Source organism: Natrinema pallidum DSM 3751, assembly GCF_000337615.1.
Taxonomy (GTDB): Archaea; Halobacteriota; Halobacteria; order Halobacteriales; family Natrialbaceae; genus Natrinema; species Natrinema pallidum.
Genome location: NZ_AOII01000042.1, coordinates 63,359 through 83,613, shown reverse-complemented (window position 1 = coordinate 83,613; position 20,255 = coordinate 63,359). Strand labels below are relative to the sequence as shown.

Annotated in this window: 19 protein-coding genes and 1 pseudogene; 12 read left to right on the top strand and 8 right to left on the bottom strand. The window is 65.9% G+C overall.

All coding sequences use genetic code 11. The annotated features are described in order from the left end of the window. Window positions 1-13: 13 nt before the first annotated feature. Window positions 14-1,147 carry a DUF7282 domain-containing protein gene (locus C487_RS07470; protein ID WP_006185106.1) on the bottom strand — a complete coding sequence of 378 codons (1,134 nt, stop codon included), beginning with the start codon at window positions 1,145-1,147 and terminating at the stop codon, window positions 14-16. A 264-nt stretch (window positions 1,148-1,411) separates the two neighbouring features. On the opposite strand from C487_RS07470, the gene rnz reads away from it, so the two are divergent. Further along, entirely contained in the window at window positions 1,412-2,356 is a 945-nt protein-coding gene (rnz, locus tag C487_RS07465) for a ribonuclease Z (protein ID WP_006185105.1), read from the top strand. Window positions 2,357-2,456: 100 nt separating this feature from the next. Beyond that, entirely contained in the window at window positions 2,457-4,430 is a 1,974-nt protein-coding gene (locus C487_RS07460; protein ID WP_049908011.1) for a DUF460 domain-containing protein, read from the top strand. A gap of 98 nt (window positions 4,431-4,528) precedes the next feature. On the opposite strand, the gene C487_RS07455 is transcribed toward C487_RS07460, so the two are convergent. Continuing rightward, window positions 4,529-4,708 carry a DUF7470 family protein gene (locus tag C487_RS07455; protein WP_049908010.1) on the bottom strand — a complete coding sequence of 60 codons (180 nt, stop codon included), beginning with the start codon at window positions 4,706-4,708 and terminating at the stop codon, window positions 4,529-4,531. 131 nt (window positions 4,709-4,839) lie between these two features. On the opposite strand from C487_RS07455, the gene eif1A reads away from it, so the two are divergent. Next, window positions 4,840-5,127 (top strand): translation initiation factor eIF-1A, encoded by a 288-nt coding sequence (gene eif1A / locus C487_RS07450; protein ID WP_006185102.1) that lies wholly within the window; start codon window positions 4,840-4,842, stop codon window positions 5,125-5,127. Window positions 5,128-5,672: 545 nt separating this feature from the next. Here the strand turns inward: eif1A and C487_RS07445 are convergent. The 3 genes and pseudogenes from C487_RS07445 to C487_RS07435 all read right to left on the bottom strand — a co-directional run bounded on the left by C487_RS07445 (window position 5,673) and on the right by C487_RS07435 (window position 8,951). Next, entirely contained in the window at window positions 5,673-6,785 is a 1,113-nt protein-coding gene (locus C487_RS07445) for a pyridoxal-phosphate-dependent aminotransferase family protein (protein WP_006185101.1), read from the bottom strand. 349 nt (window positions 6,786-7,134) lie between these two features. After that, window positions 7,135-7,608, bottom strand: a complete 474-nt coding sequence (locus C487_RS07440) for a plastocyanin/azurin family copper-binding protein (protein WP_006185100.1) — start codon at window positions 7,606-7,608, stop codon at window positions 7,135-7,137. 111 nt (window positions 7,609-7,719) lie between these two features. After that, a pseudogene (locus C487_RS07435) lies at window positions 7,720-8,951 on the bottom strand (MFS transporter). Window positions 8,952-9,201: 250 nt separating this feature from the next. Here C487_RS07435 and C487_RS07430 point away from each other — a divergent pair. Both C487_RS07430 and metX read left to right on the top strand, forming a co-directional pair. Then, window positions 9,202-10,611 carry an O-acetylhomoserine aminocarboxypropyltransferase/cysteine synthase family protein gene (locus tag C487_RS07430; protein WP_006185099.1) on the top strand — a complete coding sequence of 470 codons (1,410 nt, stop codon included), beginning with the start codon at window positions 9,202-9,204 and terminating at the stop codon, window positions 10,609-10,611. After that, window positions 10,608-11,813 (top strand): homoserine O-acetyltransferase MetX, encoded by a 1,206-nt coding sequence (metX, locus tag C487_RS07425; RefSeq protein WP_006185098.1) that lies wholly within the window; start codon window positions 10,608-10,610, stop codon window positions 11,811-11,813. Before C487_RS07430 ends, metX begins: the two co-directional genes overlap by 4 nt. A gap of 84 nt (window positions 11,814-11,897) precedes the next feature. Here metX and C487_RS07420 read toward each other — a convergent pair whose 3' ends face one another. Together C487_RS07420 and serB are read right to left on the bottom strand one after the other, a co-directional pair. Beyond that, window positions 11,898-12,281, bottom strand: a complete 384-nt coding sequence (locus tag C487_RS07420; RefSeq protein WP_049908004.1) for a hypothetical protein — start codon at window positions 12,279-12,281, stop codon at window positions 11,898-11,900. A 195-nt stretch (window positions 12,282-12,476) separates the two neighbouring features. Next, the gene (gene serB, locus C487_RS07415; RefSeq protein ID WP_006185096.1) at window positions 12,477-13,121 is read right to left on the bottom strand and encodes a phosphoserine phosphatase SerB; all 645 of its coding nucleotides are present in this window, start codon (window positions 13,119-13,121) and stop codon (window positions 12,477-12,479) included. 118 nt (window positions 13,122-13,239) lie between these two features. Between serB and C487_RS07410 the strand changes: the two genes are divergently transcribed. Continuing rightward, entirely contained in the window at window positions 13,240-13,929 is a 690-nt protein-coding gene (locus tag C487_RS07410; protein WP_006185095.1) for a hypothetical protein, read from the top strand. A 118-nt stretch (window positions 13,930-14,047) separates the two neighbouring features. Beyond that, a complete protein-coding gene (locus tag C487_RS07405) occupies window positions 14,048-15,517 on the top strand; it encodes a sensor histidine kinase (protein WP_006185094.1) in 1,470 nt (489 codons plus the stop codon). A 32-nt stretch (window positions 15,518-15,549) separates the two neighbouring features. Here C487_RS07405 and C487_RS07400 read toward each other — a convergent pair whose 3' ends face one another. Continuing rightward, the gene (locus tag C487_RS07400) at window positions 15,550-16,005 is read right to left on the bottom strand and encodes a universal stress protein (RefSeq protein WP_006185093.1); all 456 of its coding nucleotides are present in this window, start codon (window positions 16,003-16,005) and stop codon (window positions 15,550-15,552) included. Window positions 16,006-16,211: 206 nt separating this feature from the next. Between C487_RS07400 and serA the strand changes: the two genes are divergently transcribed. From serA to C487_RS07375, 5 genes are all read left to right on the top strand, one after another. Continuing rightward, entirely contained in the window at window positions 16,212-17,798 is a 1,587-nt protein-coding gene (serA, locus tag C487_RS07395; protein ID WP_006185092.1) for a phosphoglycerate dehydrogenase, read from the top strand. Between the two features lie 53 nt (window positions 17,799-17,851). After that, window positions 17,852-18,127 carry a hypothetical protein gene (locus tag C487_RS07390; RefSeq protein WP_006185091.1) on the top strand — a complete coding sequence of 92 codons (276 nt, stop codon included), beginning with the start codon at window positions 17,852-17,854 and terminating at the stop codon, window positions 18,125-18,127. 98 nt (window positions 18,128-18,225) lie between these two features. Next, window positions 18,226-18,594, top strand: a complete 369-nt coding sequence (gene hisI, locus C487_RS07385; protein WP_006185090.1) for a phosphoribosyl-AMP cyclohydrolase — start codon at window positions 18,226-18,228, stop codon at window positions 18,592-18,594. 1 nt (window position 18,595) lies between these two features. Then, the gene (locus C487_RS07380) at window positions 18,596-19,777 is read left to right on the top strand and encodes a DUF7118 family protein (protein WP_006185089.1); all 1,182 of its coding nucleotides are present in this window, start codon (window positions 18,596-18,598) and stop codon (window positions 19,775-19,777) included. Between the two features lie 67 nt (window positions 19,778-19,844). Next, window positions 19,845-20,240 (top strand): universal stress protein, encoded by a 396-nt coding sequence (locus C487_RS07375; RefSeq protein WP_006185088.1) that lies wholly within the window; start codon window positions 19,845-19,847, stop codon window positions 20,238-20,240. Window positions 20,241-20,255 lie beyond the last annotated feature (15 nt).

Here is a 20,255-nt window from a genome sequence, read left to right as displayed (position 1 = left end):
AAGAATCGGTCGGTTACTCGGCGGCCGAATCGGACCCCGAATCCTCACCACCGGAGTCGTCGCCGCCCTCCGCGTCGGCCGCGTCCCCGATAGTGACCGTCGTCCGAACTGATCGGTTATCGACTTCGATCGGCGATGCCGAATCGACATCGCCCGGATCGCCCGCGTAGAGCGCCGCCGTCAGTTCGTCACTCTCGTTGCTCGCGGCGTCTTCCGGGAGGTCGACGGTGACGTTCTCGTGATCGCCGGGCTCGAGCTGAACGCTCGTTCCGATCACCGAGCCGTTCCGCTCGAGGGCGACGAATCCGCGCTCGGGAATCGCGGTCTCGACGGTCACGCGTTCCGCGCTCGCGTCGGTCACCGAGACGCTCGGCTCCGTGTGGAACGCGAGTTCGATCCCCGCGACCGCACCGTCGCCGTCGGTGTAGACGCCGATCGTCCGGTTCCCGGGGGGTGCACCGCTCGTATCCGTCTCGAAGGTCACGCGCCGTGAGTCGCCGCCCTCGAGTTCGAGCACCCGTCGCTCGAAGACGGTACCGTCGATACGGACGGTGACGGATTGTTGGGTCTGGAACGCGGTCGGATTGCGGAGCGTCGCGTTCACCCGAATCGTCTCGTTGGTCGTCGCGGCTGCGGGCGCATCGATCGATTCGACGACGAACGAGTCGTCGAGCGCGTCCGTCTCGCCCATCGTCACCGTCGCGGTGTCGCTGACCGGGAACCCGTCCTCGAGATAGGGGTGGTCTTCCTCGCCGTCGGTTTCATAGTAGGCGAACGGATCGTCGCCGGTGTCCTGGTGGACCGTCGCCGTCAGCTGCCCGACCAGTTCGTGGGTCGCGTCGTCCTCGCGCTCGAGGGTCACGTTCTCGTGGGTGCCGGCCGCGAGGTGTTCGGAGACTGCCAGCGGCTCGTCGCCGCTGTCGGTAAGCACGACGTAGCCGCCGTCGGAGAGGGAGACCTCACGAACCGTGACATTTGTTCCCTCGCCATGCTGGTCTTCGAACGTAATCGAGGCCTCCGGATCCGCCTCGACACCGAAAATAGCCGGGGCCTGCCCGACAACGATACCGGCGGCGAGCACGATCGCGATCGCGATCAGGATCGCGACGATGCGCTTGAGCGTGCCGAACGTCAGTCTCGAACTCATTGGGGTGTGGTCGTCGTCCCTTTGGCACTCGACGGATGTAAAACGCGCAGTCCGTTTGCAGGACGGCGAATCGTTCCGAGACGATTTACGGGAATAGTCCACAGTTACCACAGTGTACGAACACCGTTCGTCGTCCGCTTCGAGCGCCCGCGGTGATCGATCCGGCGAGCGCCAGCGTTGGGGAGTGGTGCGTGCCGGGTTCGAGACCCGGGAGTCCCGGACGATCCGAAGCCGGTTTAGTCGCGGCCCGCCGAGGGGTTACCGATGCCACTGCGCGTGACGTTTCTGGGGACAGCCGGGGCGATTCCGACGACCGAGCGGAACCCGAGCAGCGTCTTCGTCGCCCGCGAGGGCGACGGGTTGCTGTTCGACGCCGGCGAGGGGACCCAGCGTCAGATGATGCGATTCGGGACGGGGTTTGCCGTCTCGCACCTGTTCGTCACGCATCTCCACGGCGACCACGTCCTGGGGATTCCGGGCCTGCTGCAGACGATGGCGTTCAACGACCGCGAGGAGCCGCTGGCGATTCACACGCCCCACGGCACGCGCCGCCAACTCAAGGGGCTGGTGAACGCCCTCGACAATCGCCCCTCGTTTCCCGTCCGGATCAACGAGATCGGGGCCGGCGACGTCGCCTACCGTGCCGAGGAATACGAGGTCCGCGCGTTCGAAACCGACCACGACACCCGCTCGGTCGGCTACGCGCTCGTCGAAGACGATCGCAAGGGTCGGTTCGACCGCGAGCGCGCCGAGGAACTCGGCGTCCCCGTCGGCCCCAAGTTCTCGAAACTCCACGCGGGCGAGTCCGTCGAACTCGAGGACGGGTCCGTCGTCGATCCCGACCAAGTCGTCGGCGACCCCCGCCCCGGCCGGACGATCGTCTACACCGGCGACACTCGCCCGGCCGAGGCGACGATCGAGGTCGCCGACGACCCCGACCTGCTGATCCACGACGCCACCTTCGCCGACGATCGAGCCGAGCGCGCCGCCGACACCGCTCACGCGACGGCCCGCCAGGCCGCCGAAATCGCGAACCGAGCCGGCGCGGCCCGGCTCGCGCTGTTGCACATCTCCTCGCGCTACGCCGGGCGGGCGGACGATCACCTCGAGCAGGCTCGCGAGGTCTTCGCAGGTGATCCCGCGGACGTGTTCGTCCCCGACGACGGGCAGGGGGTCGATGTCCGGTACCCCGACGACGGGGAAGACTGAGCGCCGGCGGATCGCTGCCGCCGAAGCCGCGTTCGGGACCGTCTTGAAGCGAGTGCAAACCCGCGCCGGATTTATAGCGATCTCGTTCCTAGCAGCCTCTGTGAGTACGCGAACGAGTGCGCTCGATGCAGTCGTCTTCGGTGTCGATATTCAGAGCGGTGACGTGCGCGGCGATGCACCGTCGTACGCACTGGCCGTCTACGACGGCGACGACGTCAGTCGGGACGTCGTCTCTCACCGGAAACTCAGGCGACTGATCGACGACGAGGAGCCGGCGATCGTCGCAACCGACAATATGTACGAGCTGGCCGCCGACAAGGACCAGCTCATCCACTTCCTGGGCTCGCTGCCCGCCGGCACCCGACTCGTCCAGGTGACGGGTGCCGAACAGCCCGAGCCGCTCTCCCGCGTGGCGAACCGCCACAACGTCCCCTACGGCAAGGACCCGATGCAGGAGGCCGAAGCCGCCGCCCGACTGGCCGCCCACAACGTCGGCCACGAAGTCTCCGCGTTCACCGACACGACAGCAGTCAAGGTCGCACGCGGTCGCTCGACCGGCAGCGGCGGCTGGAGCGAGGACCGCTACACCCGCCGTATCCACGGTTCGGTCAGGAAACGCGCCCGCGAGGTCGAGTCCGAACTCGAGGACGCGAACCTCGAGTACGAACGGGAGGTCCGGGAGGCGTACGGCGGCTTCGCCAACGCCGTCTTCACCGTCGCGGCCCGGCCCGGGGATATCCCCGTTTCGCGCACTCGGTCGGGTGACGTTCGCGTCGAGATCGAGCGCCAGCGCCGCGACGGCATCGAGTTCGAGCCGCTGGTCAAGCGCCGGGATCACGTCATCGTCGGGATCGATCCCGGCACGACGACCGCCGTCGCCATCGTCGGACTCGAGGGTGAGGTCCTCGACGTCTGGAGTTCGCGAACCAGCGACACCGCCGCGGTGATCGAGTGGATCGTCGAGCGCGGGCGGCCCGTCATCGTTGCAGCGGACGTGACGCCGATGCCCGAAACGGTCGAGAAATTCCGCCGGAGTTTCGACGCCGCCGGCTGGGCACCCGAGAGCGACCTGCCGATCGACGAGAAACAACACCGCACGCGCGACCAGCCCTACGACGACGATCACCAGCGCGACGCGATGGCTGCCGCGCTGTATGCCCTCGACGCCCACGAGGACCAGTTCGAGCGGATCGCCAGCAAGCTCCCGCCGGGGATCGACCGCGGTGAGGTCACCGCCCGCGTCGTCGCCGGTGAGGAAAGCGTCGAAGCCGTCCTGACCGACCTGAACGACGAGGAGGAGCCCGAATCGGAGCCCACCGAGCACGAGCCACGCGAGCTGAGTGAGGAGGAAAAACGGATCAAGGACCTCGAACGCCAGGTCGAGCGTCTCCAGTCACACGTCGAACGGCTCGAGGGTCGCGTCGCCGAGCGCGACGAGCGGATCGACGACCTCGAGACGGAGCTCAGTGTCACCCGTAGCGAGGAGCGGAAGGAAGTTCGCCGGGATCGGGAGGTAAATCGCCTCGAGCGGAAGGCGAACCGACTCGAGCGCGAACGCGACGCGGCTCGTGACGAGGTCGAGACGCTCGAGAAGAAAGTCGAGCGAATGAAAGCGCTCTGGAAGCTCGATCACTCGAACTTCAGTGACGTCTCCGCGGAGAAGGAGGGGCTGGTTCCGGTCAAGGTCGTCGAGAAGTTCACCAAGGGGGCGATCCGCGAGGCCAACGAGCAGTACGGCATCGCGAGCGGCGACGTCGTCTACATCCGGGACCCCAGCGGCGCGGGCCGGTCGACGGCCGAACTGCTCGCGGGGTTCGATCCCCGCGTCGTGCTCAAGGACGGCGGACTCTCCGAAATCGCCGACGAACTCCTCTTCGAGAACGAGATTCCGGTCGGTCCCGCCGCCGACGTCGCCATGCAGGAGGTCGACGAACTCGCCGTCGCACGCGAGGACGATGTCGAAGCGGCCATCGACGACTGGCACGAACGCGCCGAGGATCGAAAACGGGATCGCAAAGCGGCGATGGTCGACCAACTCATCAGCGAACATCGAGCCGGCGACAACGAGGTTTAACCCGTCCGTCGGTTCGACGGCAGTGGCGCACCGGTGGATCGAGAGGACCGCTGGCGAGAAGAAACGTATGGGATCGCAGCGAACGCAGTCGGAGACGGTTAGAACATCCCGAAGTTCTGGAGCATACCCGAGATCAGGGACTTGACGACCAATCCCAATCCGGCTACGATGAGTGCCATTCCGGCAGCAATCAAGAGGTTCTGCGAGGCGATCAGGCCGATACCAGCAACCAGAATCACGAGACCGGCGATTCCGAGCGCACCGAGATTCCGTAACATACGGAGGGTTGCAGAGCCGAGCGAAATAAACGGCGTGGTTCCCCGCTCAGCGGACGAGAACCGCCAGCCACCGGTCATTGCGCTAGATGGAACGATAAAGCGTTAAACCCCTCGAACGTGAATCCGCGGCCATGAGCGACGGAGATGGCGGTCGCAAGAACCTCCGGATGCCCGAGAACGACGAGGTCTTCGCGACCGTCACGGACATGCTCGGGGCGAATCGGGTCAAAGTACGCTGTGCCGACGGGACCGAGCGCACCGCGCGCATCCCCGGGAAGATGCAGAAACGCATCTGGATCCGCGAAGACGACGTCGTGCTCGTCGAACCCTGGGACTGGCAGGACGAGAAGGCCGATATCACCTGGCGCTACGAGAAGAGCGAAGCCGACCAGCTTCGGGAAGAAGGCCATATTCAATAGAACCGAACGTTTGCTCTGCGGGCGCGCCTACGGCGTACCCTCGGCAAAACGTCGACGAAAAGCACTTCTCTCTCCGTTTTGGCCCCTTCGGGGCCTCCACATCGGTCGTCGGCCTGCTCGGGCCTGCGGCCCTCGCGGTGAACGGCGTCACTCGGGTTCCTCGAACCGCTCGTTCGCCGACAAAACCAAGGGGGTTTCTGCGATTCGGCATCCGAGAAGTGATTGAGGGGGGTCCGACTCGAGCGGGACTACGGTACTGTGATTTACTGATTCTAGACGATCACCGAGCTCGCCATCGAATCCGCGTCAGCGGATGCAGCGGATTCACACCGAGAACGTCGTAGGTCACGTCGGTCACGTCCAGCGATTCCGACGTTCGAAACTGGTCGGAAACGTCATCACTGTAGCCGCGTTCCCGTGAATACCCGCGGCGCAGGTACCCCAGAACGGTCACCGAATGAGGGCCGACCTATTCGAGATGAACGCCGGCGGTAACTGATCGGTCGGCTGCGAGCGTCTCGAGTCGCTCGATCCCGAACGACGGATTACAGATCCGCGATGTCTTCGATCGCGTCGGTCAGTTCTCTGATGCTCTCGAGGTCGTGTTCGCCCATGTGGCCGATGCGGAACGTCTCCTCGCCGAGTTGCGAGCCGTAACCGTTCGAGAAGACCATGTCGTACTCCTCGCTGACGGCCTCGATCGTCGCGGCGACGTCGATCCCCTGCGTATTCTCGATACAGCTCACCGTCTGGGACTCGTACCCTTCCTCGGGGAACATGTCGAAGTGGTCGCGCGCCCACTCGCGGGTGTACTCGGCCATCTCCCGATGGCGCTGGTCCCGTGCGTCGTGGCCCTCCTCGAGCATGTGCTTCATCTGTTTGCGGTAGGCCAGCATGATCGGAATCGCGGGCGTGGAGTGGGTCTGTCCCTTTCGGTCGTAGTAGTCGATCGTGCGCTGGAAGCCGCCGTACCACGACGCCGAGTCCTTCTCGAGTTCGCGCTCGTAGGCGTCGTCGCTGACGACGCAGATCGCTAGCCCCGGCGGCATGGCGAACGCCTTCTGACTCGAGGCGAAGATGACGTCGATGTTGTGCTCGTCGATGTCGACGATGTCCCCACCCAGCGCGGAGACCGCGTCGACGACGAAGTACGTGTCGGGGTAGTCGGCGACGACGTCGCCGATCTCCTCGATGGGATTTCGCACGCCCGTCGAGGACTCGTTCATCACGGTCGCGACGACGTCGTAGTGCTTGTCGCTTGCCTCGAGTTCCTCACGGATGTCCGCGGGTTTGATGGCCTGTCCCCAGTCGTACTCGAGTCGGTCGACGTCCTTGCCCAGTCGCTCGGCCACGTTGGCGTGGCGCTCGCTGAAACTGCCACAGGTCGGGACGAGGATGTTCTCGTCGACGAGGTTGAGCGTCGAGGCCTCCCAGAACTCGGTGCCAGACCCCGTCAGGATGACGACCTCGTTGTCGGTGCCGAGGAACTCCTTGGTGTCCTCGACGATAGTCGTATAGAGGTCGGTCATGCGGTCCATCCGGTGGCCGAACATCGGCTCGCACATCGCGTCGATCACGTCGTCGCGCACTTCGGTCGGACCGGGGATATACAGCGTCTTGTCGGGATAGTCGCCCGTGTATTCGCGTTTCTTCGTCACGGATGTCACCTGATACGGGCTACTGCGGAACGAGGTGGTATGGTACTTTTGATGCCACCCAGTGAGTGAGCGATCACCGGCGGGACGTATTCCCTTCGCGAGCAGGCGGACAGTTCGATCAGGGACGTGCGCTCACTGCTCGAGCGTGGAACGGCTCGAGATTGACAGAACAATAAGGAGAGGGACGTTGATGCTGCATCGGGACACTCCCCGACGACGATAGGGTATCAGTAGTGATTACTGTTGTGTGGCTATCGGAGCCCACCGAGAAAAAGCGTCAGAAAGCGATCGGAAACTGCAACGGTCAGACAGTGTCGACCGTTCCGCCCGAACCGTGGCGTAGAATCCGTTATTCGAGTTTGATGCTGCCGTGCATCCCGACTCGGTAGTGGGGCTGACAAACGTACTCGACGGTATCGCTCGATGCTTCGAACTCGACGCTCAGGCCGGGTTCGCTGTCATCGGTCTTTTCAGTCGGTCCTGCGACGGCCGACTCGCTGTCGTCGTAGATCGCGAGGTTGTGTGTGCCCTGCTCGTTCTCCGCCCAGGTGATCGTGTAGGTCTCACCTTCGGTGAGGCTGAGGTCGGGGTTCTCCACGCCTTCGATCTTGGACGGCGCCATACCTTCCCAGGACTGAGCATTCGATTTGAGTTTGATTTCTTTCCCGGACTCGATCGTGTACGGCCCCTCACTGCCGCCGTTGCCGTCACCGTTGCCGTCACCGTTACCGTCGCTGCTACAACCGGCGACGAGCGCCGTCGATGCAGCCGCACCAGTAAGCTTCAGCGCTGTCCGCCGCGAAACCGGGTTATCTCGTGCCATCATCGGGGTTTGGGCCTGAGCACATAAAAATTGATACCTTCTTCCCATACAACGTTATGTGACTACATAGCACAACATAGAACGATTAGACGAGCTCGAACGGGTCCGCGATCAGGCGTTTTCGCGGTCGCCCGACCGAAACCGGTCGGGAGGCTCGAGCGAGAGCCGCAAGAATACGGGCACGGTGACGACGGCGATCGCGATCTCGAGGCCGCCGACGACGAGGAAGGCCAGATCGTAGCCGTAGCTGCCGGCGACGGTGCCGCCGATGAGAAAGCCGCCGAGGAAGCCGAGGCTGCCGGCCAGGTTGAACCCGGCCATGGCGACGCCGCGCTCGCTCTCGTCGGCGAGGTCGGTGACCAGCGCCATCGTCGCGGGGGCGACGAGCGCCCCGAGGACGCCGACCCCTGCCATCGCGATCGCCGCGGTCGGGACCGAGGGCGAAGCCCCGACGAGGAGGATACCGCCGCCGTAACACACCGAGCCCACGACGATCGGCACCGTCCGACCGATCCGATCCGAGAGGGCTCCCATCGGATACTGCAGGATGGCAAAAGGTGCGAAAAAGCACGCCAGCAGGAGGCCGGTCGTTCCCGCGCCGAGGCCGAACGTTTCCTGAAAGTAGAGGGTGCCCACGAGCGCGAAAAACCCCGCGGTAAGCCGGTCGACGAAGCCGAAGGCGTACGGGATCGACAGCGTCGGCCGGTGGCGGATACCCTCGACGAGGGCTCGAGCGGTCCGGTGCTCGTCGGGGGCGCGATCGTCGACGAGCGAGACGAGGCCGCCGACACAGACCAGGAGACCGGCGGCGACGAGCAATGGCGCGACTGGATCGACCGCCGTGAGCTGGCCGCCGACCGGAGCGCCGAGAGCGGCCCCGAGCCCGATGGCGATCCCCGCCGCACCCATGTTCCGGCCGTGGCCGCCCTCCAAGTCCATCAGCATGGTCATCGTCAGGGAGAACGCGCCGATGGTCATCGCGCCCTGAACGATTCGCAGGAGGAGCACCCCTCGAAGGGGATCGAGCCGACGATCGGGACGGCGGCGAGGGCGGCATACCCGAGCGCGCCGGCGATCGAACCGGCGACGATAAACGGCGTGCGTCGACCGGTCGCATCGCTCACGACGCCCCAGACGCCGACGAACGAAACGTAGGCGGCGAACTCGGCGACCAGAAACCACATGCTCGCGTCTAGCGGGGTCGCCGCGAACGCCGACGCCGTCGCGTCGGCACCCAGCGTCTCGACGAGCGTCGCGACGCCGGGATAGAGCAGCACTTGCGAGAACAATACCGCAAAGACCAGGGCGGCGAGCACGACCCGGTCGCGGTCACTCGAGTGCACGACCGGCTCTTTGCGCTCGGGAACTATCAAGTCGTTCGTCTCGGACCGAACCGATTCGGGCAGTATCATGCACGGCAATACGGTCGGAATCGATACGCGTTCGGTCGTCCTCGTCGTCGTCGCCGTCGTTGAGCGGACCGTCGGCCGGTTCGGGCTCGAGCGCGCCATCGATCAGGCGTGACACTCTCTAGCCTGCGCTTTTTGCCGTTACTACGACGCATATATATCTATAGAAGTATGCATGTTAAACATGAGCGACGACGCGAGCGACGGGCACGACGCCGGCGGCGAGACCGAAACGTCGGCGACACCGCCGGAGGACGGCAGCGCGGAACGGTGTCGTTCGAGGGACGACGAAGCCGCCACCGACGAGCGCGGCCTCGGCACGCGGAGCGTCCATGCAGGTCAGTCACCGGACCCGGAAACCGGTGCGATGGCACCGCCGATCCACCAGACGACCTCTTACGTCTTCGGCGACGCCGACACCGCCGCCGCCCGGTACGCCCTCGAGGACGACGGCTACATCTACTCGCGGATCGCCAACCCGACCGTCACCACGCTCGAGGAGCGCCTCGCCGCCCTCGAGGGCGGCGCGGGCGCGGTCGCGACCGGCAGCGGCATGGCCGCGCTCGACTCAGCCGTCCTGATTCTCGCCGAGGCGGGCGACAACGTGGTCTGTTCGACCGACACCTACGGCGGGACGACGGCCTACTTCTCGAAGACCGCGACCCGGCGGGACATCGAGCCGAAATTCGTCCCCACCCTCGAGTACGACGAGTACGAGGCGGCCATCGACGAGGACACTGCCTTCGTCCACGTCGAGACGATCGGCAACCCGTCGCTGGTGACGCCCGACTTCGAACGTCTTGCCGAGATCGCTCACGAGCACGGGGTTCCCCTCGTCGTGGACAACACGTTCGCGACGCCGGCGCTCTGTCGCCCGCTCGAGCACGGGGCTGACATCGTCTGGGAGTCGACGACCAAGTGGCTCCACGGCTCCGGCACGACCGTCGGCGGCGTGCTGGTCGACGGCGGCTCCTTTCCCTGGGGCGACCACGGCTACGACGAGATCGCGGGCCGGAACCACGCCTACCACGATGTCGACTTCTCGCGGGACTTCCCGGACGCTCCCGTCGCCGCCGCGGCCAGGTTCCGCTCGCTGCGCAGTCTGGGCAACCAGCAGTCACCGTTCGACGCCTGGCAAACGTTACAGGGACTCGAGTCCATGCCGCTTCGCGTCGAGAAACACTGCGAGAACGCGGCCATCGTCGCGGCGTACCTCGACGACCACGAGGACGTCGACTGGGTCACGTACCCCGGACTCGAGGAGCATCCAACCCACGACAACGCCACCCGCTACCTGTCGGATTTCGGTGGCATGGTCGCGTTCGGGCTGGAGGACGGCTTCGAGGCGGGCAAGGCCTTCTGCGAGAACGTCGAGTTGGCCTCGTTCCTCGCGAACATCGGGGACGCCAAGACGCTGGTGATCCATCCCGCCAGTACAACCCACGGCCAGCTGACGCCCGCGGAACGCGAGGAGGCGGGCGTCACGGCCGATCTGATTCGGATGTCCGTCGGGATCGAGGACCCCGAGGATATCCTGGCGGATCTCGAGGGAGCGATCGCGGCGGCGACGCGGGCGGCGGGTGAGACAGCGTGACAACGAAGGAGACGGCCAGCATCGGGACGTTCGAGTTCCTCTCGGGGGAGTCGGTTCCGAACTTCGAGATCGCGTACGAGACCTACGGCGACTTTACCGGCGACAACGCGGTCTTGGTCTGTCACGCGCTGACCGGCAGCGCCCACGTCGCTCGCCGGCCCGATTCGGGGGGCGAAACCGCCGGCCAGGCTCGCGCCTGGTGGGGCGATGTCGTCGGCCCCGGGAAAGCGATCGATACGACGGAGTACTACGTCATCTGTGCGAACGTCCCGGGGTCGTGTTATGGGACGACCGGCCCGGCGAGCGAGAACCCCGAGACGGGCGAACCCTACGGGACCGACTACCCGCCGGTCACGGTCGGCGACTGGACCCGCGCCCAGCGGCGGCTGCTGGACGCACTCGGCGTCGGCCGGCTCCACGCCGTCATCGGCGGCAGCGTCGGCGGGATGAACGTCCTCGACTGGTTGCGCCGGTTCCCCGACGATGTCGAACGTGCCGGTGCGGTCGCGACCGCCGCCCGCCTCGACGCCCAGTGTCTCGCGCTCGATACCGTTGCCCGGCGGGCGATCACGGGCGACCCTAACTGGAACGGCGGCCACTACTACGGCGGACCCGGACCCGAGGAGGGGCTGGCTCGAGCGCGCCAGATCGGACACATCATGTACCTCTCGAAGGCCTCGATGGGCCGGAAGTTCGGTCGCCGATCGGCGGGCCGGGAAGCGGTCCGCGAGGAGCCGCCGGACCCCGCCGCGGCCTTCTTCCCGTATCGCGAGGTCGAGTCCTATCTGGACTATCAGGCCGACAAGTTCACCGATCGGTTCGACGCCAACAGCTACCTCTACCTGACACGCGCGATGGACGACTTCGATCTGGCAGCCGGCTACGAATCCGACGCCGACGCGCTGGCGGCGTTCGAGGGCGAACTCCTGCTCCTCTCGTTTACCGGGGACTGGCACTTCACCGTCGACCAGGCCGAATCGCTGGCGGGGGCCTGTCGCGAGGCCGCCGTCGACATCGCACACCACGTGGTCGAATCCGACCACGGCCACGACGCCTTCCTCGTCGAACCCGAAAAAGTCGGCCCGCCGCTGTCGAACTTGCTCGAGGAGGGACTCGCCGGGCGGGCGATCACGGATACGGTGCCGGAGTCCGACGAGCAAACCGAGTTCGCGCCGGTTCACACGAGTCTCTTTTCCGAATGACGGGCTGACGGCGGGACGGGTCTCGAACGGCTGTGTGATCGTGTCGGCGGTGGCTATCCGCGACTCGAGAGACCGGAGCGGACGTTATCGGGGGGTCCCGTGGCCGGCACCGCGGTCAAAGGAGACGTACTGGTCGGCGAGCGACCGATCGGACCGGCGGCGCGCGAGCCAGTAGCGAAGGTCGGAGACGAACAGCGCGAGGTTCTCCCGGGCGAACAGGTTCATCGAGACTCCCTGTGGGGACCGGAACAGGGCGATCAACGACCACATCGAGCCGGCGGCGAACGCGCCGGTCGCCGAGAAGGTCATTCCCAGCGTAAAGAAGGTCAGACTGTAGACGAACCCGATCCCCATCGAGGGGAGACTCGTGCCGAGAGGGACCCGTGCGTTCGGGTCACGCAACGTCGGCGCGAGAAAGACGATCGAGAGGCCGCTTCCGAGCATGAAGACGAAGTCCTGCCACATCATCAAAAGCACTTACTCGAGTACGAGTTAAAACCTTCTCGGTCGAGAAATCGGAACTTAGAGCGGATATTCACGGATCGATGACCGTCCGACCGACCCAGCGGTCAGCGGCGCTTCGCGCCGCTCAGTCGCGGATCGAGTGCGAGCACGAGCACACAACAGCTGGTTACGCTCGATAAGTCAGTAGTACCGGTGGAATCAGCGGTCGGCGAGCACGCCGTCTTCGACGAGCGTCTCTCGGGCCTCGGCCATCGACGTGACGACGACATCGCAGTGGGGTTCGACCGCCGGCTTGGGTTCGAAGCCGATCGCGAGACCGGCGACCTCGAGCATCGGCAGGTCGTTGGCCCCGTCGCCGACCGCGACGGTGTCCGCAAGGTCGACGCCGACATCGTCGGCGAGGTCCGCGAGCGCGTCGTCTTTGGTGCCCTCGATCAGCGGCCCGTCGACCGCGCCCGTGAGTTCGCCCGCCTGCATCGGGAGCCGGTTCGAGACGATGTGATCGACGGAGACCCCCTCGCGCTCCAAGGCGGCCGCGACGCCGCGTTCGAATCCGCCCGTGAGAATCGCGGTCGTAACGCCCGCGTCGTTCAGTTCCTCGATGAGATCGGCAGCACCCTCGCGGAGGACGACCTCGTCGAAGGCGGCGTCGGCCTCGGCCTCTGGGAGCCCCTCGAGCAGGGCCGCGCGCCTGCGGAGACTCTCGGCATAGCCGATCTCGTCGTTCATCGCACGGTCGGTGATGTCGGCCATGTCTTCGGCGACACTGCGGCGGTCGCCGAGCAACACGGTCATCTCGGAGTCGGAAAGCGTCCCGTCGAAGTCGAAAGCGACGACTGTCATGGTGGCCCGGTTGTCGGCCCCCGGATAAACCAGTTCAGGTTTCCAGCCGCCGCGGCGCACTGGTTCCACGTATCGAGCGACCGAAACGTATTATGACGCCGGCTCCGTTGCCGCCCACATGTCGCAGAATCGACGCTTCGAGTACGACAAAGGACCGCGTCTCGAGGACGACACGACACCTCCTGAGAGCGACGATGACGCGGACGCTGACGAGCGACCCGCGCCCGACGCCGGCGATCGACGTATCGCGGTCGCCCCCTGGAAGGCCGGGTCCGTCGCGGGCGTGAGCGCGTTCGTGATCGTGTTCGCCGCGTTCTACCAGTTGATCACGGCGTACGCCGCAACGGGTTCGTACGGACAGGGCGACTCCGGCCCGAGTAACTGGGTCATCGCGGGACTCACGACGCTGGCAAACCACGGCGCGGCGATTCAACAGGGCGGCGAACCGATCGACGGGATCGGAATGTATCCCGTCGGCCTCGTCCCGTCCGTCTCGGCGCTGATTCCGGCAGTGGTCCTGCTCGCCGCCGGCTACTTCCTCGTCCGATACGTTGCCCTCGAGACGCGCCGGGAGGCCGGAGTCGCGGTCGGCGCGTTCCTCGTGAGTTACGTCGTTCTGGCCGTCGGACTCGCAGTACTCGCCCAGTGGACGCCCGGGACGGGGACCGAAGGGATGGAGGAGGGTGCGATCACTGCCGCGACGGACCTCTCGCTGATCGTCACCGTCGGCGGAACGGTCCTCACCTTCGCGCTACTCGGTGCCGGTGTCGCCGCTCTGCCGCGACTGCGACCGGCGGGCGACGAGTAACCGTCCGACCGATCCGACTCGGGGTCGCGTACAGCACTGCCGACATCCGCGCCGTCGGGCGATACGGCCGACCTCTATCTCCGGTGTTTATATAACTCGCCCGGTACGTTACCGTCGCGTGGCCAGCGACGACCGGGCGGGCGAACGACCGACCGCAAGCGAGTCCCTCGAGTCCCCGCTTTGTTCGTTCGACGACAGCGATTTCTTCCAGCAGTTAGTGGCAAACACGTCCGAGGGGCTGCTGACGATCGACGAGGAGAGCACGATCGTGTTCGCGAATCCCGCGATCGAGGACATCCTCGGCTACAGTCCCGCGGCGCTGATCGGCTCCTCGAAGACGACGCTGATCCCCGATCGACTCCAGTCGGCCTACGCTGCCGGGCTCGAGACGTACCTCCGGACGGGCGAGCGGAACATCGATTGGGACGGGATCGAACTCCCCGCGGTCCACGAGGACGGCCACGAGGTGCCCGTCTTGGTGAGCCTTCGGGAACACACACACGAGGGACAGCGCCTGTTTACGGGGCTGTTCCGCGACATCTCCGATCGGAAGGCGCGACAGCGCCGCTTCGAGGCCGTCTTCAACAATACCTACCAGTTTACCGGGCTTCTCGAGCCCGACGGGACGATCCTCGAAGTAAACGAGACGGCGCTGTCTTTCGTCGACCTCGAACTCGACGACGTCGTCGGCGAACCGGTCTGGGAGACGGAGTGGTTTCAGTTGCGCGACGCCGCGCGCGACACGGCGCTCGAAGGAGTCGAACGCGCCAGACAGGGGGAACTGTTCCGGGACGAACTCCGAATCCAGGGGGCCGACCGAACCGCGATCATCGACTTCTCGATCCGCCCGATCACCGATCGGAACGGGGAGATACAGCTGCTCGTTTCCGAAGGGAGGGACATCACCGCCCTCAAACTACGCGAACGACACCTTCGGGTCCTCCATCGACTGCTCCGACACAACCTTCGAAACGACCTCAACATCATCAACGGCTTCGCAGAAACCCTCCAGTCGGCGGTCGAAAACGAGACCCACCGCGAGTACGCGGCCGAGATCGTGGACACGTCGAGCGCGCTGATCGACACGACCGAAACGGCGAAACAGCTCGCCGATGCCACCCTCGACGAGGACGGCGGCCGGACGGCGATCGACGTCCGGGACATCCTCGAGACGGTCGTCGCGGATCTCCGGACGCAGTATCCCGCGAGTTCGATCACGGTCGTCGACTCCGTCGATGCCGCGGTCGCCGCCGATTCCCGCCTGAACACCGTCCTCGAGGAAGTGATCCACAACGCGATCGTCCACGCCGAGGGCTCCGATCCGACGGTGGAGATCAGCGTCGTCACCGTCGACGCCGATACGGTCGGCGTTCGCGTCTTCGATACCGGTCCCGGGATTCCCGTGTCCGAGCGGACGGGGATTTTCAACGACGAACAGATCACGCAGGTCAGACACGGCAACGGGCTCGGGCTCTGGCTCGCCAGCCTGATCGTCGACGACTACGGTGGCTATCTGGATTACGAACCTCGAGCCGACGGTTCCGGAAGCTGCGTGACCGTGTGCCTTCCGCGAGCGCAGCCCCCGTGAGCAACCCTGCGAATCGAACGGCCCGGCCGACTTCAGTCGTCGTCCTCGACCGGCGTCTTGACGATCGTCACCGGTCGGCTAGCCAGCCGTGCGACGCGATCGGTGACGCTCCCGAGCAGTTGGCGGTACTCGCCCGAGCGTTCCTTCGATCCCATAACGAGCAGATCGACGGCAGCCTCGTCGGCGTACGTGAGGATCTGTTCGTGGGGTCGGCCGTGTCTGACGACCGTCGTCGGCTCGAGTCCCGCCTCCCGGGCCGCGTCGGCCGCCGACTCGAGGGCCTCCTCGCCGACGTGCTCGAGGGCGGCCTCGAGACTTTCGAACTCGTGGACGTATTCGTCGCCGCTGTACGTGTTGTAGACATCGCTGTCGACGACGTACAGTAGGTGGAGCTCCGCACCGGTGTGCTCGGCGAGGGCGATGGCGTGTTCAGTCGCTAGTTCCGTCCCCTCCGCAGCGTCGGTCGGCAGCAGGACTCGATCGTACATACGGGACAATACACGCGTTCGACATATAGATATGGCCCACAATTCCTGCGTCGTGGGAGTTCCACATCGGATCGGTCGCCCCGTGCGCCGATACGGGCTATGGGACCGGCCGCTGTCGCGAAGTGTGAGTGTGCCGGACAGCGGTATTTTTTGCCGCCCTCGACCACAACGGAAGGGTTTACGTGCTCCGCGCGGTTGTCTCGCGCATGAAGGTTCTCGTCACGGATCCGATCGCGGACGCGGGTCTGGACGTACTCAGAGAGGCCGGCCACGAAGTCGAGACGGGTTACGAACTCGAGGGCGACGACCTCCTCGAGGCGGTATCCGATGCGAACGGACTGATCGTTCGCTCCGGGACCGAGGTCACCGCGGCGGTCCTCGAGGCCGCCGAGGACCTCGTGATCGTCGGCCGCGCCGGGATCGGTGTCGATAACATCGATATCGACGCTGCGAAGGACCACGGTGTTATCGTCGCCAACGCGCCCGAAGGGAACGTTCGCGCGGCCGCCGAACACACCGTCGCGATGACGTTCGCGACCGCCCGCTCGATCCCCCAGGCCCACATCCGCCTGCAGAACGGCGAGTGGGCGAAAAGCGACTACCTCGGGACCGAACTCAACGGCAAGACGCTGGGCGTTGTCGGCCTCGGTCGCGTCGGCCAGGAGGTCGCCAAGAAACTCGACTCGCTCGGTATGGACGTCGTCGCCTACGATCCCTACATCAGCGAGGAGCGCGCCGAGCGTATCGGTGCCGAACTCGTCGAGTTCGAGCCGTGTCTCGAGGCCGCCGACTTCGTGACCGTCCACACCCCGCTGACCCCCGAAACGGAGGGGCTGATCGGCGAGGACGAACTCGACCTGCTGGGCGACGGCTACCTGGTCAACTGCGCCCGCGGCGGCGTCGTCGACGAGGACGCCCTCGCTGCCAAGGTCGAGGACGGCACCCTCGCCGGCGCGGCGATCGACGTCTTCGCCGAAGAGCCCCTGGCGGCCGATTCGCCGCTGCTCGAGCACGACGAGATCATCGTGACGCCCCATCTGGGCGCGTCGACGGAGGCCGCCCAGGAGAACGTCGCCACCTCGACGGCGGCCCAGGTCAACGCCGCACTGGTCGGGGAGCCCGTCGCGAACGCGCTGAACGCCCCCTCGATCGACGAGAGCGCGTTCCCCCGCGTCGAGCCCTACATCGACCTCGCCGAAACCGCCGGCAAGGTCGCCGCCCAACTGCTCGAGGGCCGCATCGAAGACATCGAAGTCGTCTACGAAGGCGATATCGCCGATGAGGACATCGAGTTCGTCACTGCGAGCGCACTCAAGGGCGTCTTCCAACCCCTCGAGTGGCAGGTCAACGCGGTCAACGCGCCCCAGATCGCGGAGGATCGGGGCGTCGACGTCACCGAATCCAAGACCCGCCAGGCCGAGGACTTCCAGAGCCTGGTCTCCGTGACCGTCAGCAACGACGACGACGAGGTCTCGGTCGACGGGACCCTCTTTGCCGGCGACGATCCGCGGATCGTCCGCATCGACGGCTACCGCGTCGACGCGATCCCCCACGGGCGGATGGTCGTCACGCGTAACACCGACGAACCCGGCGTCATCGGCCTCATCGGGTCCGTCATGGGCTCCCACGACGTCAACATCGCCGGTATGTTCAACGCCCGCGAGACCATCGGCGGCGAGGCCCTGACCGTCTACAACGTCGACAGCGAGGTTCCCGACGCGGCCAAGGCGGAACTCGAGTCCGACGACCGGGTCATCGGCGTCAGCGACATCACGCTGAACGGGCAGGCCTGATCGGTCTCGAGGACCGAACCGACCGACGCAGCGATATTTTTCGTCACGGTCCGGTGAGAGATCCCGTCAAGCCGCAGGATCAGGGCCGATACACCGACGAAGAGCAGCCTCGAGGACGCCGCAGAGACGAGAGAGGGGATTCGAGAAGGGATCGGATTATCGACCGCTTCGTCGTCGGCCGACTGCTGCTCGCGGTCGGACTCATGGTGGTGTCGGGTCTGGTCGCGGCGTCGATGGCGACCGCCACAACGATCGCCGTAGCGATCGGCTTCCCGGTGTACACGGCCGTACCGTTCGTCCTCGGCCGCTGGAGTTGGACCGGCCGCTAGCACCACGCCCCCGTTTTCGGACCCGTGATTTTCGAAAGCGCTACGTGCGGGTCACCCGCGGCAAAAGACCTATCGCTCGGCCGACCGATATCACGAGTATGGACGACGACGTTTCGGTCGACTTCGGCGAGGACGGGCTCGTCCCCGCCGTCGCACAGGACGCCGAGACCGGCGAGGTACTGATGCTGGCATACGTCTCGCCGGAGGCCCTCGAGCGGACGCGCGAAACCGGCCGAGCGCACTACTACTCCCGGAGCCGCGACGAGCTCTGGGAGAAAGGCGCGACGAGTGGCCACGTCCAAGCGGTCGAGGAGGTCCGCGTGGACTGTGATGCCGATACGCTCCTCTATCTGGTCGACCAAGAGGGCGGTGCGTGTCACACCGGCCACCGGTCGTGTTTCTACCGGACGATCGAGGGCGAGAACGTCGGCGAGCAAGTGTTTGACCCCGACGCGGTCTACGAGTGAAATGAGCGAACGCGCCCCTCCCGCCGACGCCGGCTCGAGCGCTCCCGACCGGCGTACCGACGGCGAGCCGACGCCCCTCGAATCGCTCGAAACCGCCCGAAAGCGATTCGCGACGGCAGACGAACGGATCGAAGACCACGGCGAGGAGACCGTCGAGGCAGTGACAGCGGCCTACCGCAACGCGACGACGCTCCTCGAGGACTACGTCGACCGCGCGACCGGGACCGGCAAGGAGAACTTTCAGGCCTACATCGAACTCGAGGGCAAGTTCGACGGGCTCGTCTCCGGCCTCGCCGAGGACCTCCCCGAGTACGAGGTCTTCGAGGACGCCCTCGAGGCGATCGACAAGCGCCGGCTCAGCGAGTCCGACTTCGAGCGCGCCCACGACTGTCTCGAGCCGGCCGCCGAGTACGCCGACCTGTTAGAAGAACGCGAGGCCGCCCGCGAGGAGGTAGCGGAGGCCCGAAAAACGGCTGCCAAACGTCTACGGGGACTTGACGACGAAATCGACGAGCACGAACGGCTGCTCGAGTTGGCGAACGCGGACCTCGATGCTCCGGTCGAGCGGCTCCGGGAGCCGATCGAGCGGTACAACGAGGCGGTCCGCGAGGCCTTTCGGGAGTATCGGCTCGCGGCCAGTGCGCGCGAGGTGTTCGCCCTGCTCGAGCGGAGCCGGTGGTATCCGTTCGTGGATTACGAGCAACCGCCCGCCGATCTGGCGGAATACGTCCGCGACAACCCGGCCGGCGAGTGTACGCTCCCGGAACTGCTTGACTATGCGAGTTACTCCCGATCGAAGCTCTCACACTACGTCAACAGCGCGGACGAACTCAAGCGAAACGTCGCCACACAGCAGACGTACCTCGACGGAATCGACGCCGAACCGCTGACGATCGACTGGCCGCCGGAGCCGGCCGGCGCGCTTCGCTGCCGGGCGCGGGAGTATCGCCCCTTCGTCACCCGAATCGCCGACGAAGACACCGTCGCGGCACTGCGCGAGGTCCGCCTGCTCGCGACCGGTCCCGACTACGATCGCCTGCAGACCGCCGCACAGGCGGTTGCACAACTCACGCCCGCCGAACGCGAGCGCCTGAGCGACGGCCGCGTCGCGGACAAACTCGAGGCCCTGCGAACCGAACGGGAGCGACTCGAGGACGCCCTCGAGATCGAGGACCCGGTCTGAGTCCGCGACTCCGACGGTCCGGACTCTCGACCCCGGATTTTAGCCGCTACTCCCCGAATAGTCGCGTATGCCCAGACACGTCCTCGTCCCGATGGACGACTCCGAGCCGGCGCAAGCGGCACTCGAGCACGCCCTCGAGTGGGTGCCGGCCGATCGAGTGACGGTCGTCCACGCGGTCGACGACCTCGAGACGGACTACGGTGGCGGCGTCGCGGGGGATGACGAGCCCGCGTTCTTCGCCGACGTCCGGGACACCGCCGCCGCGTACGACGGCACCCTCGAGATGACCGTCATCGAGGGCAGCGGGGTCGCGGACGCGATCCTCGAGTACGTGACCGAAGCGGATGTCGACGCGATCGTCATGGGCAGCGAGGGGAAAACCGGCGTCTCGCGAGTGTTGCTCGGCAGCGTCGCGGAGGCCGTCACGCGGCGCGCGGAACTTCCCGTGACGATCGTTCCGTGAATAGGTGGGTGGCAG

What these genes read in the sequence shown, in the direction of transcription:
- C487_RS07440 (WP_006185100.1), bottom strand. Translation starts at nt 7,608, where the DNA reads ATGGCACGAGATAACCCGGTTTCGCGGCGGACAGCGCTGAAGCTTACT.
- C487_RS07430 (WP_006185099.1), top strand. Translation starts at nt 9,202, where the DNA reads ATGAGCGACGACGCGAGCGACGGGCACGACGCCGGCGGCGAGACCGAA.
- hisI (WP_006185090.1), top strand. Translation starts at nt 18,226, where the DNA reads ATGGACGACGACGTTTCGGTCGACTTCGGCGAGGACGGGCTCGTCCCC.
- C487_RS07375 (WP_006185088.1), top strand. Translation starts at nt 19,845, where the DNA reads ATGCCCAGACACGTCCTCGTCCCGATGGACGACTCCGAGCCGGCGCAA.
- serA (WP_006185092.1), top strand. Translation starts at nt 16,212, where the DNA reads ATGAAGGTTCTCGTCACGGATCCGATCGCGGACGCGGGTCTGGACGTA.
- C487_RS07470 (WP_006185106.1), bottom strand. Translation starts at nt 1,147, where the DNA reads ATGAGTTCGAGACTGACGTTCGGCACGCTCAAGCGCATCGTCGCGATC.
- C487_RS07455 (WP_049908010.1), bottom strand. Translation starts at nt 4,708, where the DNA reads ATGTTACGGAATCTCGGTGCGCTCGGAATCGCCGGTCTCGTGATTCTG.
- rnz (WP_006185105.1), top strand. Translation starts at nt 1,412, where the DNA reads ATGCCACTGCGCGTGACGTTTCTGGGGACAGCCGGGGCGATTCCGACG.
- C487_RS07380 (WP_006185089.1), top strand. Translation starts at nt 18,596, where the DNA reads ATGAGCGAACGCGCCCCTCCCGCCGACGCCGGCTCGAGCGCTCCCGAC.
- C487_RS07410 (WP_006185095.1), top strand. Translation starts at nt 13,240, where the DNA reads ATGTCGCAGAATCGACGCTTCGAGTACGACAAAGGACCGCGTCTCGAG.
- eif1A (WP_006185102.1), top strand. Translation starts at nt 4,840, where the DNA reads ATGAGCGACGGAGATGGCGGTCGCAAGAACCTCCGGATGCCCGAGAAC.
- C487_RS07400 (WP_006185093.1), bottom strand. Translation starts at nt 16,005, where the DNA reads ATGTACGATCGAGTCCTGCTGCCGACCGACGCTGCGGAGGGGACGGAA.
- serB (WP_006185096.1), bottom strand. Translation starts at nt 13,121, where the DNA reads ATGACAGTCGTCGCTTTCGACTTCGACGGGACGCTTTCCGACTCCGAG.
- C487_RS07420 (WP_049908004.1), bottom strand. Translation starts at nt 12,281, where the DNA reads ATGATGTGGCAGGACTTCGTCTTCATGCTCGGAAGCGGCCTCTCGATC.